Origin of the sequence: Dokdonella sp. (genome assembly GCF_019634815.1) — a bacterium.
In the GTDB taxonomy this organism is placed as follows: domain Bacteria; phylum Pseudomonadota; class Gammaproteobacteria; order Xanthomonadales; family Rhodanobacteraceae; genus Dokdonella_A.
In genome coordinates this window covers 73,097-91,432 of the sequence record NZ_JAHCAP010000006.1, presented here as the reverse complement: position 1 = coordinate 91,432, position 18,336 = coordinate 73,097, and the positions used below count along the sequence as shown (strand labels likewise).

The window sequence follows — 18,336 nt, the reverse complement described above, 5'->3', positions numbered from 1 at the left end:
CTCACTTCTTTTTCGGCACGTACAGATCGGTGATCGAGCCTTCGTAGACCTCGGCCGCCATGCCGACCGACTCGGACAGGGTCGGATGCGGGTGGATGGTGAGGCCGATGTCGGCCGCCTCGCAGCCCATCTCGATCGCCAGCGCCACTTCGGCAATGAGATCGCCCGCATTGGGCGCGACGATCCCGGCGCCGATCACGCGATGACTGGCTTCGTCGAACAGCAGCTTGGTGAAGCCTTCGGTGCGGCCGATGCCGACCGCGCGTCCCGAAGCCGCGTGCGGGAACTTGCCGACGCCGTATTTGACGCCTTGCTTCTTCGCCTCGGTTTCGGTGAGGCCGACCCAGGCGATTTCCGGATCGGTGTAGGCCACCGACGGAATCACCCGCGCGACGAACTCGCTCTTCTCGCCTGCCGCGACTTCGGCCGCGACCTTGCCCTCATGCGTGGCCTTGTGCGCGAGCATCGGCTGGCCAACGACGTCGCCGATCGCGAAGATGTGCGGCACGTTGGTGCGCATCTGCCGATCGACCGCGATGAAGCCGCGCTCGCTCACCGCGACACCGGCCTTGTCGGCGCCGATCTTCGCGCCGTTGGGTGAGCGACCGATCGCCACCAGCACACGATCGTAGGTCTGCGGTTCGGGTGCCTTGTCGCCCGCGAAACTCGCCTTGAGACCGGATTCGAGCGCCTCGATCGCGGTCACCTTGGTATTGAGGTGAATGCCGGCATAGCGCTTGGACAGGCGCTGCTGCAGCGGACGCACGAGGTCGGGATCGGCGCCGGGCATGAGCTGGTCCATGAGTTCGACCACGGTGACCTGGCTGCCGAGTGCGCTGTAGACCGAAGCCATTTCCAGACCGATGATGCCGCCGCCGACCACCAGCAGTTTTTTCGGCACGTCCTGCAGCAGCAGCGCATCGGTGGAATCCATCATGCGCGGGTCGCCCCACGGGAACCCCGGCAGCTTCACTGCCTGCGAGCCGGCGGCGATGATCGCGTGGCGGAAACGCACGAGCTTGCGCCCGTCGGACCCGTCGACTTCGATCTCGTGCGGCGAAACGAAGCTGCCGGTACCGGTCAGCACGGTGACCTTGCGCTGTTTGCCCATCCCGGCCAGGCCGCTGTTCATCTGCGCAACGACCTTGTCCTTGTAGCTGCGCAGCTTGTCGATGTCGAAGCGCGGGCGGCCGAACTCGATGCCGATTTCGGCGGCATGGATCGCCTCGTCGATGACGCGCGCGGCGTGCAACAGTGCCTTGGAGGGAATGCAACCGACATTCAGGCAGACACCACCCAGCGCGGCGTAGCGCTCGATCAGCACGGTGTTCTGGCCGAGGTCGGCGGCGCGAAACGCCGCGGTATAGCCACCAGGCCCCGAACCGAGCACGACCACGTCGCACTCGATATCGGCCTTGCGGCCGCTGGCTGCAGCAGCAGAGGGAACCGGCGTGGCGGGCGCGGCAGTGGCAGGCGCGGATTGGGCCGGAGCGGCGGCAGCCGATGGCGCGGGCGCGGCAGGCTTTGCCTTGGCGTCCGCACCGGCAGCTTCGACCACGGCAATGACGTTGCCTTCGGCAACCTCATCACCGACCTTGACGCGCAGCTCGCGGATCGTGCCCGCCACGCTCGACGGCACCTCCATCGTTGCCTTGTCCGACTCGAGTGTGACCAGACCCTGGTCCTTGGCGACCACGTCGCCGACCTTGACCATCACCTCGATCACCGGGATGCCCTTGTAATTGCCGATATCGGGAACCTTGATTTCGATCATGCCCATGCCTGGATCCTGTTGCACGAAGGGCGACCCAACGCATCGCCGAACCGGCATTCTGCGCAAACGCGCGCGCTGGCGCAAAGTGCAATCGGCCAAGGCGCATGAAACACCCGGCAAGGTTCAGCAGCAATTCAATGCCTCGTGCCGAGACTGCACGTGATGGCGTCGGGCTTGCTGCCGACCGCGGAGGGTGTGGCCGGTCATGATGCGTGGCTTGGGTTTGGCATTTCTGGTGGGCATGTGGACGATGCTGTCCGCGGGTTCGGCCCTCGCACGCGAGATCAGCGTGCAGGAAGCCATTACCCAGGCCCAGCAGCAGACCGATGGCAAGGTGCTGTCGGCCCAGACCCTGAGGTTGGGCAAGCGCAAGATCTACCGCATCAAGATATTGACGCCCGACGGCCAGGTGCGCATCGTCCAGATCCCGGCCGAACAGTGAAACCGGCCGCACGGCCGCGATGAGGACAGTCCATGCGAGTATTGCTGGTTGAAGATGAAGCCCCCCTGCGCGAAACCCTGGCCGCACGCCTCAAGCGCGACGGTTTCGCGGTCGATGCCGCCGGCGATGGCGAAGAAGGCCTGTACCTGGGGGGTGAAGTGCCGTTCGACGTCGCCATCATCGACCTTGGCCTGCCCAAGCTTTCGGGCATGGATCTGGTCAAGCAGCTGCGTGAATCGGGCCAGCGCTATCCGATCCTGATCCTCACCGCGCGCACCTCCTGGCAGGACAAGGTGCAGGGACTCAAGAACGGCGCCGACGATTATCTGGTCAAGCCGTTCCACATCGAGGAGCTGCTGGCCCGCATCAATGCCCTGGTCCGGCGCGCCAGCGGCTGGTCGCGGCCAACGCTCGAATGCGGGCCGGTGGTGCTCGACACCACCGCGCAGACCGTTGCCGTCAACGGCAGCAACGTCGATCTCACCAGTTACGAATACAAGGTGCTCGAATATCTCATGCTGCATGCGGGCGAGCTGGTCTCCAAGGCCGACCTCACCGAGCACATCTACCAGCAGGATTTCGACCGCGACTCCAACGTACTCGAAGTGTTCATTGGCCGCCTGCGCCGCAAGCTCGATCCCGACAACGAGATCAAGCCGATCGAAACCGTGCGCGGACGCGGCTACCGCTTCGCGCTCGAGCGCAACGCGATGGCCGAAGACGGCGGCGACGTGGCCGCCGGCTGAGGCACGCGCGCATGGCGCGTCCGCTGTCACTGCAGGCGCGTTCGCTGGCTGCGGCGGGATGCGTGCTCGCCGCGTTCCTGGCGCTGACCTTCCTCGCCCTCGACAACGCCTTCCACAGCGCTGCGCAGAGCGCCCTGCATGAGCGTCTGCAAGGCTACATGTATGCCTATCTCGCCGCCGCAGACACCTCGCGCGCGGGCGCCCTGATAGCGCCCGAAGTCGGGCCCGATCCGCGTTTTGACCGGCCCGGCGCGAGCGGCCTGTACGCGGCCATCATCGGCGACAAGATCGCCGGTTCCAACGCGCACGAATGGCGTTCGCCATCGGCGCTGGGCCGTGACCTGCCATTCGCCGGCAGGCTGGCGCGCGGCGAAGTGCGGTTCGAAGGTCCGCTGGACACCCCGGTCGGCAAGCTCTATGTGCTCGGCCAGGGCGTGGACTGGCAGATCGAGGGTAAAAGCGAGCTGCACCTGACCTTCTACGTCGCCGAGGACAGTGACACGCTGGATGAACAGATCATCGCCTTCCGCCGCACCTTGCTGACCTGGCTGGGCTTGCTCGGCGCTGCGCTGCTGGTGTTGTTGCTGGCGGTGTTGCGCTGGAGCATGGCGCCCCTGCGGCGCGTGGCGATCGATCTGGCCCAGGTCGAGCGCGGAGCGCAGGAGCGCCTCGGCGGCGCGTACCCGGCCGAACTGCGCGGCCTCACCGCAAGCATCGACAATTTCATCGAAGGCGAGCGCGAGCGCGTAAAGCGCTATCGCAACACGCTCTCGGATCTGGCCCACAGCCTGAAGACGCCGCTGGCGGTGATGCGCAGCCAACTCGAGACGGACGCCGATCCGAAGACCCTGCGCTGGACCGTACTCGAACAGGTCGGGCGCATGGACGAAATCGTCGCCTACCAGCTGTCGCGCGCGGCGACTTCCGGCCACCAGACCTTTGCCGTGCCGCTGGCGATCGAACCGTTCGCCGAGGAAATCGTGCGCAGCCTCGAAAAGGTCTATGCGCGCAAGGGCATCCTGTGCGAGTTCGAGATCGATCCGGCCGCGCGCTTCCACGGCGACCAGGGCGATCTCATGGAACTGCTCGGCAACCTGCTCGAGAACGCCTTCAAATGGGCGCGCCGGCGCGTGCTGTTCGATGCGCGGCCGCTCGATGGCAGTCGCCGTTCGGGACTTGTGCTCAGTATCGAAGACGATGGCCCGGGCATTGCCGCGGACCAGGTCGAGCATCTGCTGCAGCGGGGTGTGCGCGGTGACGAACGCGTGCAGGGTCACGGCATTGGCCTGTCCATCGTGCAGGACATCGTCAAGGCCTATCGTGGCGAGCTGCGGGTCGAACGCTCGGCAAGCCTGGGCGGCGCACGCTTCGCGGTACACCTGCCGGCGCGCTGATCAGTCCGCGCTGGCTGCAAGCGCCTCGACTTCGGCAATCAGGCGTGCCCGTACCGCTGCGCAGTCGTAGTTGTCGATCACATACGCGCGCGCGCGCGCCGCCTGCTGTTCGCGCTGCGCGGCGTCCTGTGCCAGCGCCGCGTCGATCGCCGCATGCAGCTGGGCCGGATCGTGGAAGATCCAGCCGCTGCCACTGTCCTTGACGTGATCGGCAAGCACTTCGCACTGGCCGTTGACGATGCCCGGCGTGCCTTGGGCCATCGCCTCGAGCAGCACGATGCTCAGGCTCTCGTGTGCGGAGGGATGCACGAAGGCGAGTGCACCGGCCATGAGCTCGAATTTGCGCCGCTCCTCGACGAAACCCAGGCAGCGCACATGCTCGCTGTCGCGCACGCCCAGCTGATCGGCACCCGTGAGGATCAGTTGCAGGTTCGAGCGCTTGCGCCGCTGGTAGTCGGCGAAGGCCTCGATCAACATCGCGCAACCCTTGTGTGTGTCGATGCGGCCGCAGTACAGCAGGTAGGGACGGTCCTGCACATGCGCGGCATGGCGCTCGGTGGCGACCGCCATCGACACCAGCTCACCGCGCTCGACGCCCCACAGCCGCGCACCCAGACGGCGCTCGGCTGGCGTGTTCCACAAAAGGCGCGGCGCGTTGCGCGCCATCGCCGCGATCACGTCGAAATGGCCCAGCGCCTCGTCATGCAGGGTCGGCACCAGCGCCCAACGGCGATGGTCGAGCGCCTGCACGCCTTCCACCGTGGTCGGATACAGATAGGTCACAAACAGCAGCGCGCAATACTGCGCACCCCGCGTCGCCAGATGTTCGACCAGCCCGGGGCTGCAGGGCCCCTGGGCGCGGACGAATTCGTCCTGCAGCGCATCGGACCAGGTCAACCAGCGTGGATTGTCGTGGCGCGTCTGGAAGCGCGCCAGCAGGCGTCGATGCAGGTCGTGAAAATACGTGCCGCGCTCGCGTGCGACTTGAAAGCGGTGAATGCGCACACCCTCGCGCAATTCTTCGCCCGGCGGCAGGTCATTGGCCCAGGTTACGTAGTCGCTGGCGGTGGTGGTGAGCAAATCGACCTGGTAATGCGTCTTGAGCAAGTCCGCATACTGCCAAGCCAATGCTTCGGCGCCGCCGACAAGTTTTTCGTGGCAGCGCGGCGAGATGATCGCGACGCGCTTCATGTTGCGAGCCCCAAGGCAGTGAGGAAGCGCCCGCGCAAAACCTCCGGTGCAAATTCCCTGGCATAGCTTCGTCGCGCCGCGCTGCGCAGCAGATGACGCAGTTGCGCATCGTCGCGCAGACGCGCAAGACTCGCGGCATACACGTGGGGATCCTCGCTGTCCCAGCACAGGCCGCCCTCACCGACCGTTTCCGGCAAGGCACTCGACGCGCGAGCAATCACCGGTACGCCCAGCGCCATCGCCTCGATCACCGGCACGCAGAAACCTTCGTGCTCGCTCAGGGTCAGGAAGGCGTCACTGCCAAGATAGGCGGCTTTCAGGCGCGCCTCGTTGATCGACTCCAGCCACCAGACCCGATCACCGAGCCGATGTCGGGTGATGCGTTCGCGGATCTTGGCTGCATAACCGGCCAGACTCGGATCGCTCTTGCCGACGATCAACAAGCGCGCCGGATCGCCATGCGCATCGACATGGGCGGCAAACGCGTCGATCAAGGCCAGATGGCCCTTGTTCGGTGCGATGCGACCCACCATCAGCACGGTGAAGGCGTCGTCGTCGAGTTCGTCCAGCAGGGCGAGATCAGCCGGCGCCGCGCACAGTTGCTCGACGCGATGGAATGGCGCGAACACCACGCCGCGCGAGGCCGGCGCGCCGTGCTCGATCAACTCATCGAGGTTGAATCGGGAATCACCGAGGTAACGCTCGCAATCGAGTGCGACCACCCGTGCGATTTCGGCGCGACCGCGCGCGCAAGCCCGTGCGTACTCGGGCCCGTGCTCGCTGAAAAACGCCGCCGGGGTGATGTTGTGATAGCGCACGGCGCGCTGCCCGCGCACCTTGCGCAGCAGGTCCAGCGCCACCGGCCAGCCCACAGAGAAATGATAGATCACCAGATCGTCGGGGCCGCCGGCAAAGCCAGGCAACTGTGCCGGCGCATGCACCGGCGCATCCACGCCGACCGCAACGTCGCAGAAAATGCGCGTGTCGATGCCGCGTTCGCGCAGGATTTGCGCCATTGCCAGCGCGTCATTGCCCACCGCATCGTGGCGCGCCAGCACCGGCAGCAGGATCGCGGCCTTCATGGCGCGGCAAAACGTTGCATGATCCGACGCAGGCGTTGCGCCAGCACCGCGTTGGCGAAGGTGTCGGCATAGCGCGCCCGGCCGCGTTCACGCAGATTCGCGCGCAACTCGCCATCACGGCCGATGCGCGCCACCGTCGCCGCCACCAGATGCGGTTCATCGCTGTCCCAGACGATGCCGGCGTCGCCCACCGTGGTTGGAATCGCGCTGGATCCAAGCGCGACGATCGGCGCACCGAGCGCCATCGCCTCGACCAGCGGCACGCAGAATCCTTCGTGGCGGCTGAGCATCACCATCGCGGTCGCGTGCTCGAAGGCGGCACGCAGCTCGGCGCCGTCGGCATCCTGCAGGATCGTGATGTGTGGTTCGAGGCCGAACCCGGCAATGCGCGCCTGCAGCGCCTCGCCGTAGAGGCTCAAGTTCGGATCGAGTTTGCCGATGATCAGCAGATGGGGCGGCCTTGCGGGATCCAGGGCGACGGCTGCGGCAAACGCATCCACCAGCTCGAGGTAAGCCTTGTTGGGCGCCAGACGCCCGACCGTGAGCCACAGCGGCACGCCCTGCGGGATGCGTTCGGCTTTGCCCCGTAGCTCCAACAACTGTTCGATTTCATGGAACGGCGCCACCGACTCGCAGCGCTCGGGGGCAACACCGCGTCGGGTGAAATCCTCGTTGTTGTAAGGCGAAGCACCCAGATACAGATCGCAGCCCATGGCGGCGAAGCCATCCAGCTCCTGACGACCGCCGGCGCAAGCCGTGACATAGCCCGGCGACCAGTCGGCGAAGAATTCTGGCGGCGTGATGTTGTGATAGCGCAGCACGCGCCGCGCGCGTGTGTTGCGCATCGCCTCGAAGGCGAAATCCCAGCCCACGCAATAGTGGTAGACCAGCACGCCATCGCGTCGATCGAGCCACCCGGACAGTTCTTCCGGCGCGCGCACGACTTCGTCGACGCCCTGCGCATGAGGCGCGAACACGGCCACCTCGTGGCCGTCTTCGCGCAGCGCCGCACTCATGCCGCGCACGTCATTGCTGACGGCGTCGTGCGGTCGCAGACCCGGCACCAGCATCGCGATCTTCATTGCGATGAAGGGCTCGTGCGGGCGACAGCGGCCATGCAGCGCGCGATCACCAGGCTGCCCTCGCCGGACTCGATCAGGCTCACTTCGTCAAGCCCCGCGGCAGCGAGCAGCGCTTGCCAGCGTGCGCCATCGGCTGCGATGTCGCTGTCGGGGCGGCGCGGCTCGGCCTCGATCCGCACGAACAACCAACCCGGACGCGCAAGCGCGCGCGCCGTCGCATCGAACAGGCGCAGCAAGGCAGTCGCGCCACCACACAGGCCCGCAGCCGACAGCGTGATCGCGTCGAGGCTGCCGTCGCTGCAACGCTCCAGCGCCGCCAACGGATCGCCCGCCGCGACGGCCAGCGAGCGCGCCGCTGCAGCCTGCGCCAGCGGTGTCGACGACTCGATGCCACTGGCCTCGATGCCACGCGCCGCCAACGCCGCGAGCCAGCTGCCATCGCCACTGCCGAGGTCGAGCACACGCGCACCCGGGTTGAGCCGCGCGCCAAGTTCGGCGCTCCAGCGGGCATGCCGGTCGCTGCGTGCGCTGATCGCCTCGGGCGATTCGTTCACGCCGGCGACCAGCAACTCGATGCGTCGACGCTGCTCGTCGCTGATGCGTTCAAGATCGGCGAAGTTGCGCTGCACCGTGGTCAGCCAATGATTGCCGGCGTAGAAGAAGTGACGCAGTTCATCGACGCTGCGGATGTGGTCGGCGAGGCGCGTTTCAACGACGCCCAGCCGCGCATCCATCGGCTGCTGCTGCAGCTGCGCACTGCCAAACACGCGCTGTTCGAGCTGGGCCACGGCGTTGCCGGCAGTTGCGAGCTCGACGTCCAGCTGATCCAGACGCTGCCCGATCGCGCGCATCGCCGCCGTCAGCTCGCCGAATCTGGCTGCGGCCACGGCGTCGGCACTGCGCTGATGACGCAGCAACACGGGCAGGCCGGCAAGCGTCGCGAACCAATCGATCACATGGCCGACTACGGGGATGCGCGTCAGCTTGGCCAGCAGATAGCGTGGCAACAGGCCGCGAATGCGGACACCCACCTGCCGGCCCTCTGCCGACCAGCGCATGTTGCCGAGGATCTCCGCCTTGCTCGCACCGCGCGCGAGATGATTGATCTGGTTGTTGCGGCCAGCCTCGTCGCCGGGGCGCTTGAGGATCGCGCGATAGGCCTGCTCGACGAAGGCGACGTACTGTTCGCCGGTCAATTCAGCGATGTGGTAATCGAGGCGGTTGCGCTCGATGCCGCAGGCGTCGAGCGCGGATGTCGTGTTGCCGCGGGGCGGCGGATCGCGCCGGGGCAGTGGCGCGCGTTCTTGCGCGGCGGCTGCTTCGGCGAGGATTTCCGCCTTGACGCGTTGCAGATAGTCGTCGGAAGGTTCCATTGCAGCCTGTTTCCCTGGCGACGGCGGGCCTGGCGGGCATTGCCGTTCGCGAAACGGGCGATGATGCCGGGACGTCCGGGCCGGTTCAAGCCAAGCGCGCCGCGATTTCCTTCGGCCTTGCCGCTGATGCGGCCGGCACTGCACAAGCGGTCACACTTTGCCGCTGCCGCCGTGCATGTTTGCGGCCAATGCGCCTATGATCGCGGCTTTCGCCCGAGGAAACACCCACATGCGCGCGACCGGTCTCGCTTTCGCCTTTGCCGTCTGTGCGTCCTGTGCGTTTGCGCAGGACGCCAGCCAGCAGGAATGGATCATCCAAGCCCATTACCCGGACACCGCCAGCCTCGCGCGGGCAGCCCGTTCTTTCGATCACCTCAAGATCGACCGCAAACACCACAGCCTGCGCGTGCTCACCGATCAACACGGTGTCGATTTGCTGCGCGCTGCAGGGCTGGAGGCGGTCGGCGTCGACCTCGCCGGCAGCGCGCGCCTGCATGCGTTCCAGAATCAAATACTGGCTGCGCAGCGCAATGGCATGAGCGCGAAATCCATTCCCGGTTATGCCTGTTTCCGCACGGTCGAGGAAACCTACTCGACGATGGATGCGCTCAAAACCGCGCATCCCAACCTCGTCGACATCGACGAGATTGGCCCGACCTGGAACAAGACCCAGAACCCGGCCACCGGCTATGAAATGCGCGCGCTGCGCATCACCAATTTCACCACGCTCGCCAGTGATCCGCAGCGACCGGCGATGGTGCTGTTCGGTTCGATCCATGCGCGCGAATACGGCCCGGCGGAACTCACCACGCGTTTTGGCGAGTGGCTGGTGAACAACTACGGCACCGATCCCGAAGCCACCTGGCTGGTCGATCACAATGATTTTCGCCTGATCCTCGAAGCCAACCCCGACGGACGCAAGATCGCCGAGCAGCAGCTCTACCAGCGCAAGAACGTCGATACTCTCAATGGACCCTGCGCCGGCCCGGTCACCGCGGGTTCGCAGTACGGTGTCGACCTCAACCGCAACTTCCCGTTCCACTGGAACATCACCAATGGCCAGGGATCGAGCGGCAGCTACTGCAGCCAGACCTATCGCGGACCGGTCAAGGCTTCCGAGCCGGAGACGCAGAACCTCGTCAACTACGTGGCCGGCACCTGCAACGCGGCTGGCGAATGCAGCGGCGGCGTGTTCGCCGATCGCCGCGCGGGGCCGATGAATCCTTCCACCTCCGCCGGCGATGGCGGTGCCGCCGCGCCCGATGACACCACCGGCTTCTTCATCGACATTCACAGCAATGCCGAACTGGTGTTGTGGCCCTGGGGAGACACGCAGAATCCGGCGCCCAATCAGGCGGCCCTGCGCACACTCGGTCGACGCATTGCGTACTTCAGCGGCTACACGCCCGAACAGTCCGATTCGCTCTATCCCACCGACGGCACCACCGACGACACCATGTACGGTCTGCTCGGCGTGCCGGGTTTCACGATCGAGCTCGATGGCGATGATTTCTTCCAGGAATGCTCGGCGTTCGAGTCGACCACGGTACCCGCCAACCTCGCCGCGCTGCGCTATGCGGCACGCGCCCTGCATGCGATCTATCAGCAGCCCGGCGGGCCCGACGCGCTTGCGGTGAGCGCCGGCTCCAGCCTCGTCGTCGCGGGCGATTCGGTGCTCGTGAGCGCGCGCATCGACGATACGCGCTTCAATCAGTCGACCAGTGAGGAACCTGTCATCGGGGTGATCCGCGACATCGCCAGCGCGCGTGCGAGCATCGATGCCCTGCCATGGCAGACCGGCGCGAATCCGCTCGCGCTTGCCGCGGTCGATGGTGCATTCGATTCGCCCGTGGAAGATGTTCGTGGCACGCTCGACACCACGGGTCTCGCGGCCGGGCGCCATCTCGTACTGGTGCAGGGCAGCGATGTCGCCGGTACGGCCGGCACGCCCAATGCCGCGCAATTCGACGTGGTGGCCGCCAACAGCGTGGGCACGCTCGAAGGTCACGTACGCGACCAGTCGACCTTGCAGCCGCTGCAGGCGAACATCACGCTCACTGCCGGCAGCCAGTCACAGCAGGCGATCAGCGATGCCGGCAACGGCAGCTACCGCGCACACGGCTATCCGGGCACGTTCAGTGTGCACGTCAGCGCGCCGCACTACCTGTCCGAGGATCTCAGCGGCGTTGCCCTTGCCGCCGGCGCCACGGTCACGCACGACTTCGCGCTCTATCCGAGCTGCGCCCTGATCGACGACGATGTCGAAAGTGGCAATCAGGGATGGACCGTGCAGTCGCCGTGGGTGATCCAGAACAACATCGGCGGCAACGCCAGCCATGTGTGGAACACACCCAGCTACGGCAACAACCTGAACAGCTCACTGACCTCGGCCAGCCTGAATCTGCTTGGCTATGCCGAGCTCGCGCTCGAATTCGACGACCGCTGTGACACCGAGTCCGGTTACGACTATGGCCATGTCGAATTCAGCAGCAATGGCGGCAGCACCTGGACCCAGCTCTACGAGTGCAACGGTCAAACCAGCTGGCAAAGCCATCGCCTGGACCTGCCTGCCGGCGCCAACAATGCGGCAGCGTTCAAGCTGCGCTTTCGCCTGAGCAGCGATGGCTCGGTCAACCGCTCGGGTTGGGCCGTCGACAACATCCGGCTCGAAGCCGGCGGCGCGGCCTGCCGCGCACAATGGGATGACCACATCTTCGTCAACGGCTTCGAGGGCTGAAGCCGCTGGCGGTGCGTGCGTCCGCAACCAGGCGGATGCGCGATCAACAGGTTCAAGCCGCGTCCGCGATCACCGCGGCGCGGCCTTGTGCGAGCAGCGCGCCCGCGTGCTCGATGCGAAACGCGTACTGCCAGTGCCCGACACCGGCAAGCAGGCGCCGCGCATGCACATCGAGCAGGCCGGGCAAGTCGTCGATACGCGCGACCTGCAACTCGACCTCGCGCAAGGACACCAGCAGTCCCGGCTCGGCGATCTTTCCCTGCGCGCGCGCGAGCAGGCCGCCATGCACCGCCATCGCCTGCGCGCCGTATTCACACAGATGCAGTGCACGCAGGTGGCCATCGCTGCACAGCGGATTGTCGGAGCGACCGTGCGAAGCCGTGCGCGCATGGATCGATTCTTCATCCCAGACGATGACTTCATCGAGCAGGCACATCGATCCCGCATGCGGGATCAGCATCGACCATTCGGACTGGGGCAAGGGCGCTGACATGGTTCGCAAGGGGCGGCTGGCAAGGCCCGATTGAAGCACGCGGCCGCACCCTTGTGGCAAGGCCAAAGACGCCGACTCAGGCGGGCTGGAACCCGAGCGCGAGCGAATTCATGCAATAGCGCAAGCCGGTCGGTGGCGGGCCGTCGGCAAAGACATGGCCGAGATGACTGTCGCAGCGCGCGCAGCGGACCTCGGTGCGGATCATGCCGTGACTGTGATCCTCGATCTGGCGCAGATGCGCAGGATCGAACGGCTTGGTGAAGCTCGGCCAGCCGCTGCCTGATTCGAATTTCGCCGTCGAGACGAACAGCGGCAGGGCGCACAGGCGACAGGCGAACACGCCCGCGCCGTGCTCATGCAGCAGTCCGCCGCAAAACGGTGGTTCGGTGCCGTGATCCAGCAGCACATGGCGTTCCTCCGGCGTGAGCCGCGCGGCGAGCTGCTCGCGCTGCGCCGGCGTGAGCGGCGCGAGATCGTGGCCGCTTGCCGATTGCGCGCGGCCCGGCGCGAGCCAATCGGCGAATTGTCGGCGCAGTTTGGCGACCTTCGGCGCAGCAACCGCGGCGATGTAGGGCTGATCGGGATGCCGCGCGGCATAGTTCTGGTGCTCGTCCTCGGCGCGGTGGAAGGCTTGCAGCGCTTCGACGAGGGTCGCGATCGGCGCGGCAAAGACGCGCGCTTGATCGAGCTGGGCGATATAGCGGCGGGCGACTTCGGCCTGTTGTGCGTCGACGCAGAAAATCACCGAGCGGTATTGGCGACCGCGGTCATTGCCTTGGCGATCGATCTGGGTCGGGTCGTGGGCCACGCCAAAGAACACCTTGAGCAGTTGTCCGAAGCGGATACGCCGTGGATCGAAGCGCACCTCGACCGCCTCGGCATGCCCGGTGCCGCCGCTGCAGACGCGCTCGTAGCTGGCGCTGCCGGCATCACCGCCGCTGTAGCCCGAGGTGACCGCGAGCACGCCATCGAGCTCGCGCAGCACCGCCTCGACGCACCAGAAGCAGCCGCCGGCGAGAACCGCGCGCTGTTCGCGCGCATCGGCGGGTGGTGCCGGGTCGAACTGCGGATCGGGCAGCACATGGATCGCTGATCCGGAGCCAGGGCCGGGAAGCTCACAGTACTCACTCATGCAGATTCCTCACGTTTTTTTGCGCTGTCCGCTTGCGGCAAAGGGAAACCTTCCAGATGCCGGCGTTGTCCACGCAATGCAAGCCCGACATGACTTCGGCCACTGTTCCGGGCTGCGGAATACCGGTTATTTTCCTGTGTAAAGAATGATTTACTCGCCAACGCACCTGACTTGCGGGTGCCGGCTGCTAGCCTTTGCACCCTGAAATCCCCGAGCCGGTCGCAAGCCGGAGCCACAAGGAACCTTTCGATGTCGCGTAGGAAAATCGCGCTGCTCAGCGTGGCGGCAGTGCTCGCAGCACTGATCGGCTGGCGCATATTCTCAACCCGCAATGCGGGCAGCACCTGGCAACGTGGCGCCGACAGCGGGCCGGTGCCGGTCACCGTGGTCGCGGCGGTCACCCGGGACGTGCCGGTCTTTCTTTCCGCGCTGGGCACCGTGCAGGCCTTCAATACGGTCACCGTCAATGCCCAGGTCAGCGGCCAGCTCAAATCGCTGCACTTTGCCGAAGGCGAAGAGGTCAAGCAGGGTGATCTCGTCGCCGAGATCGACCCACGCACCTTCCAGGCCGCACTCGATCAGGCGCTTGCGCGCAAGCGGCAGGACGCGGCCCAGCTCACCGCCTCGCAGAGCACGCTGGCACGCTACGAAGAACTGATGAAGAAGAACTTCGTTTCCGCGCAGGATCTTGAAAACCAGCGCCAAACCGTGCGCCAGCAGCAGGCCTTGGTCGCTGCCGACGATGCGGCGGTCTCCAGCGCCCAGACCCAGCTCGGCTTTACCCGCATCAGCGCGCCGATCACCGGCGTCGCCGGCATCCGCCAGGTCGACGTCGGCAATCTGGTCAGCGCCAATGGCACCGGGATCGTCACGCTCACCCAGATCCATCCGATCAACATCGTGTTCGCCCTGCCCGAGCAGAACCTCGAAAGCGTGCGCACGGCTCAGGCCGACGAGGGCGCAGGTGCCGAAGTGGTGGCCTTCGATCGCAGCGACGCCCACGAGATCGCGCAGGGTGTGCTCAAGGTCGTCGACAACCAGATCGACACCGCTACCGGCACCTTCAAGGTCAAGGCGCAGTTCACCAACGCCGACGGCAAGCTTTGGCCGGGGCAGTTCGTCAACGTGCGCGTCAAGGTGCGGACGGTCGAGAACGGCATCGTGGTGCCGGCAACCGCGGTGCAACGCGGCCCCGAAGGCAGCTACGTTTATGCACTGCAGGCCGACGACACGGTGCAGATGAAAACCGTGGTGCCCGGCGGCGATGCCGGCAATGACACCGTACTGGTCAGCAGCGGTCTGGCCAGCGGCGAGCGCGTGGTCACCGAAGGCCAGTTCCGGCTCAAGCCGGGCAGCAAGGTCACGCCGCTGGCGCCGGGGCAGGCGCCAACACCACCGACAGCAGACGAACTGGCCAAGCTCAAGGCCGAATCGACAAGCGGCGGCGGGCGACCACGCCACTGATGCCCCGCGACCGCGCGGCGGGACATTCGAACAAGGACAAGGCATCGGGTTGGCACTGACTCGATGCGACCACCAGGCCACGGCCCAGCCGTGACCCGATCCAGCGGACCTGCGCAGGTCGCTGCGGTCGGCAATCCACACAGGATCGGACCGTGAGCTTTTCCACCCTCTTCATCCGTCGACCGATCGCCACCTCCCTGCTGATGCTGGCGCTGATGCTGCTGGGCGTGATGGGCTATCGCGCGCTGCCGGTCGCGGCGCTGCCCGACATCGATGCGCCGAGCCTGATCGTCACCACCCAGTACCCGGGCGCCAGCGCCTCGACGATGGCGACCCTGGTGACGACGCCGCTCGAACGCCAGCTCGGACAGATCTCGGGCGTGACGATGATGACCTCGGACAGTTCGGCCGGGTTGTCCACGATCGTCGTCGAGTTCGACAAGGCCCGCGACATCGATGCCGCTGGCCAGGACGTGCAGTCGGCGATCAACGCCGCGCGCGGCACCCTGCCCGGCAACCTGCCGTACCCGCCGGTCTACAACAAGGTCAATCCGGCCGATGCGCCGATCCTGACCCTGATGCTGACCTCCGACTCGCGCCCGCTGCGCGAGGTCAACGACTACGCCGACTCGATCCTCGCCCAACGCCTGTCGCAGATCTCGGGCGTGGGCCTGGTTTCGATCGCCGGCAACGTGCGCCCGGCCGTGCGCGTGCAGGTCAATCCGGCGCAGTTGGCCAACCTCGGACTCACGCTCGAGGACGTGCGCAGCGCGCTCACCCAGGCCAACGTCAACGCGCCCAAGGGCAGCCTCAACGGCGCCGTGCAGAGCTTCTCGATCGGCACCAACGACCAGCTCGTCAACGCCGCCGAGTACCGCTCGACCATCATCAGCTACAAGAACAACGCACCGGTGCTGCTGTCGGATGTCGCCCAGGTCGTCGATGGCGTCGAGAACGACCAGCTCGCGGCCTGGGCCAACAGCAAGCCCGCGGTATTGCTCGACATCCGCCGCCAGCCTGGCGCCAACATCGTGCAGACCGTCGCCGACATCCGCGAGCAGCTGCCGCAACTGCGCAGCCTGCTGCCCGCCGACGTCAAGCTCGACGTGTTCTCCGATCGCACGGTGACGATTCGCGCCTCGGTCGAGGACGTGCAGTTCACGCTCGTGCTCACCGTGTTGCTGGTGATCGCGGTGATCTTCGTGTTCCTGCGTCGGCTGTGGGCGACGGTGATTCCGTCGGTTGCGGTACCGCTGTCGCTGATGGGCACCTTCGGCATCATGGCCTTTGCCGGCTTCTCGCTCGACAACCTGTCACTGATGGCGCTGACGGTCGCCACCGGCTTCGTCGTCGACGATGCGATCGTGATGATCGAGAACATCGTGCGCTACATCGAACAGGGCAAGCAGCCGCGCGAGGCCGCCGAGATCGGCGCCAGGGAGATCGGCTTCACCGTGTTGTCGCTCACGGTGTCGCTGATCGCGGTGTTTCTGCCACTGCTGCTGATGCCCGGCGTCACTGGCCGCCTGTTCCACGAGTTCGCCTGGGTGCTGGCGATCGCGGTGGCGATCTCGATGCTGATTTCGCTCACGCTCACACCGATGATGTGCGCCTACCTGTTGCGCGCCGACGCGCTGCCAGCCGGCGATCATGGCGAAGCCGCGGCGGTCACGACCGCCGGCAAGCGCGACTTGTGGTCGCGCACCCTGCATGCTTATGAGCGTTCGCTCGATTGGGTGCTGGTGCGCCAGCCGCTCACGCTGGCCGTGGCCGGCGCAACCCTGCTGGTGACGATCGCGTTGTACGTGCTCATACCCAAGGGCCTCTTGCCCGAGCAGGACACCGGGCTGATCACCGGCGTGGTGCAAGCCGACCAGAACGTCGCCTTTCCGGCGATGGAAGAGCGCACCAAGGCAGTCGCGCATGCGCTGCGCGAGGTTCCCGGCGTGGCCGGCATCGCCGCCTTCATCGGCGCCGGTTCGGTCAACCCGACGCTCAACCAGGGTCAGATCAGCATCGTGCTCAAACCGCGCAGCGAGCGCGAAGGACTCGAGCGCCTGCTGCCAAAACTGCAACAGGCTGCCGCGCACATTCCGGGCGCCGCGCTCTATCTCAAACCGGTGCAGGATGTGGCGCTGGACACGCGCGTGGCGCCCACCGAATACCAGTACTCGCTGTCGGAAGTGAACTCGACCGAGCTGGCCGGTTACGCCGCGCAGATGACCGCCGCGCTCAAGCAGCGCCCCGAGCTCGCCGACGTCGACAACAATCTCGCGGTGCAGGGCAATGCCCTGCATTTGAACATAGACCGTGAAAAGGCCAGCCGTCTGGGCGTGCCGATCCAGACCATCGACGACACGCTCTACAGCGCATACGGCCAGCGCCAGATCTCGACGATCTTCACCCAGCTCAACCAATACCGCGTCGTGCTCGAGGTGGCACCGGAGTTCCGCACCAGCAACGCCCTGCTCGACCAGCTCACCGTGCGCGGCAACGGCAGTGGTGCGCTCACCGGCAGCAATGCGACCTCCTATGGCCAGGTCAAGTCGAGCAACTCGGCCACGCCCGCCGGTATCGGCAGCACCGGCAACGTCGGCATCGCTCTCGGCGGTGGCGGCACCATCCCGCTGTCGGCTTTGGCCACCGCGACCAAGGGCAATGCGCCGCTCGTGGTCAGCCATCAGGACCAGCTGCCCGCAGTCACGATCTCGTTCAATCTTGCGCCCGGCTATTCGCTGTCGGATGCCGTGCGTGCGTTCGACGAGGTCAATGCGCAGATGGACTTCCCGCCGCAGGTGCGCGGACAGTTCGTCGGCAAGGCTGCGGAATTCTCGGCCTCGCTCGGCGATACGGTGCTGTTGTTGCTGGCGGCGGTGGTGGTGATCTACATCGTCCTCGGGGTGCTCTACGAGAGCTACATCCATCCGATCACCATCTTGTCGACCCTGCCGCCGGCCGGCGTTGGCGCGCTGCTCGCGCTGTATCTGTTCGGCATGCCACTGTCGATCGATGGCATCGTCGGCATCGTGCTCTTGATCGGCATCGTCAAGAAAAACGCGATCATGATGATCGACTTCGCGATCGAGGCGCAGCGCCACGGCATGGCCGCGTTCGACGCGATCCGCCGCGCCTGCCTGTTGCGCTTCCGCCCGATCATGATGACCACCGCTGCCGCGCTGTTCGGCGCGCTGCCGCTCGCGCTGGGCACCGGCATCGGTTCGGAACTGCGCAAGCCGCTGGGCATCTCGATCGTCGGCGGCCTGCTGCTGTCGCAGCTGCTTACCTTGTACACGACGCCAGTGATCTATCTGTACTTCGAGCGCCTGTCCGACTGGCTCAAGGCGCGCCGCGAGCGCCGCGCGCATGCCCATGCCCACGCGCACGGGGGCTTGGCATGACAGGACACGCTTCCATGCCCAGCCTGAT

Annotated in this window: 13 protein-coding genes and 1 pseudogene; 6 read left to right on the top strand and 8 right to left on the bottom strand. The window is 66.1% G+C overall.

Annotated features, from left to right (window positions below):
- Position 1: 1 nt before the first annotated feature.
- Positions 2-1,780 carry a dihydrolipoyl dehydrogenase gene (lpdA, locus tag KF759_RS05030; protein WP_291223315.1) on the bottom strand — a complete coding sequence of 593 codons (1,779 nt, stop codon included), beginning with the start codon at positions 1,778-1,780 and terminating at the stop codon, positions 2-4.
- A gap of 199 nt (positions 1,781-1,979) precedes the next feature.
- On the opposite strand from lpdA, the gene KF759_RS05025 reads away from it, so the two are divergent.
- From KF759_RS05025 to KF759_RS05015, 3 genes are read left to right on the top strand one after another with little or no spacing between them, the layout of a single operon-like run.
- On the top strand, positions 1,980-2,216 hold the full coding sequence (locus tag KF759_RS05025) for a PepSY domain-containing protein (protein ID WP_291223314.1): 237 nt from the start codon (positions 1,980-1,982) through the stop codon (positions 2,214-2,216).
- Between the two features lie 32 nt (positions 2,217-2,248).
- Positions 2,249-2,962, top strand: coding sequence for a response regulator transcription factor (locus KF759_RS05020; RefSeq protein WP_291223313.1), 714 nt, complete (start codon positions 2,249-2,251; stop codon positions 2,960-2,962).
- Positions 2,963-2,973: 11 nt separating this feature from the next.
- Positions 2,974-4,356 (top strand): sensor histidine kinase, encoded by a 1,383-nt coding sequence (locus tag KF759_RS05015; RefSeq protein ID WP_291223312.1) that lies wholly within the window; start codon positions 2,974-2,976, stop codon positions 4,354-4,356.
- Here KF759_RS05015 and KF759_RS05010 read toward each other — a convergent pair whose 3' ends face one another.
- Genes KF759_RS05010 through KF759_RS04995 form a run of 4 tightly spaced genes read right to left on the bottom strand, consistent with a single transcriptional unit; the run spans position 4,357 to position 9,084 of the window.
- The gene (locus tag KF759_RS05010; protein WP_291223311.1) at positions 4,357-5,547 is read right to left on the bottom strand and encodes a glycosyltransferase; all 1,191 of its coding nucleotides are present in this window, start codon (positions 5,545-5,547) and stop codon (positions 4,357-4,359) included.
- Positions 5,544-6,629 carry a glycosyltransferase gene (locus tag KF759_RS05005; RefSeq protein WP_291223310.1) on the bottom strand — a complete coding sequence of 362 codons (1,086 nt, stop codon included), beginning with the start codon at positions 6,627-6,629 and terminating at the stop codon, positions 5,544-5,546. The genes KF759_RS05010 and KF759_RS05005 overlap by 4 nt, the downstream gene beginning before the upstream one ends.
- Entirely contained in the window at positions 6,626-7,711 is a 1,086-nt protein-coding gene (locus KF759_RS05000; protein ID WP_291223309.1) for a glycosyltransferase family 4 protein, read from the bottom strand. The genes KF759_RS05005 and KF759_RS05000 overlap by 4 nt, the downstream gene beginning before the upstream one ends.
- Positions 7,708-9,084 (bottom strand): methionine biosynthesis protein MetW, encoded by a 1,377-nt coding sequence (locus tag KF759_RS04995; RefSeq protein ID WP_291223308.1) that lies wholly within the window; start codon positions 9,082-9,084, stop codon positions 7,708-7,710. Before KF759_RS04995 ends, KF759_RS05000 begins: the two co-directional genes overlap by 4 nt.
- A 229-nt stretch (positions 9,085-9,313) precedes the next feature.
- Here KF759_RS04995 and KF759_RS04990 point away from each other — a divergent pair, with 229 nt between their 5' ends.
- Positions 9,314-11,821: a M14 family zinc carboxypeptidase gene (locus KF759_RS04990; RefSeq protein ID WP_291223307.1), complete on the top strand. Its 2,508-nt coding sequence runs from the start codon at positions 9,314-9,316 to the stop codon at positions 11,819-11,821.
- A gap of 52 nt (positions 11,822-11,873) precedes the next feature.
- Here KF759_RS04990 and KF759_RS04985 read toward each other — a convergent pair whose 3' ends face one another.
- From KF759_RS04985 to msrA, 3 genes and pseudogenes are all read right to left on the bottom strand, one after another.
- Positions 11,874-12,314, bottom strand: a complete 441-nt coding sequence (locus tag KF759_RS04985; RefSeq protein ID WP_291223306.1) for a phosphotransferase — start codon at positions 12,312-12,314, stop codon at positions 11,874-11,876.
- 76 nt (positions 12,315-12,390) lie between these two features.
- Positions 12,391-12,849: a peptide-methionine (R)-S-oxide reductase MsrB gene (msrB, locus tag KF759_RS04980; protein ID WP_345777420.1), complete on the bottom strand. Its 459-nt coding sequence runs from the start codon at positions 12,847-12,849 to the stop codon at positions 12,391-12,393.
- Positions 12,850-12,894: 45 nt separating this feature from the next.
- Positions 12,895-13,446, bottom strand: a pseudogene (gene msrA / locus KF759_RS04975) (peptide-methionine (S)-S-oxide reductase MsrA); the annotation flags it as partial.
- A gap of 249 nt (positions 13,447-13,695) precedes the next feature.
- Here msrA and KF759_RS04970 point away from each other — a divergent pair.
- Both KF759_RS04970 and KF759_RS04965 read left to right on the top strand, forming a co-directional pair.
- On the top strand, positions 13,696-14,910 hold the full coding sequence (locus KF759_RS04970) for an efflux RND transporter periplasmic adaptor subunit (RefSeq protein ID WP_291223305.1): 1,215 nt from the start codon (positions 13,696-13,698) through the stop codon (positions 14,908-14,910).
- 152 nt (positions 14,911-15,062) lie between these two features.
- A complete protein-coding gene (locus tag KF759_RS04965) occupies positions 15,063-18,308 on the top strand; it encodes an efflux RND transporter permease subunit (protein ID WP_291223304.1) in 3,246 nt (1,081 codons plus the stop codon).
- The last annotated feature ends 28 nt before the right edge of the window (positions 18,309-18,336 follow it).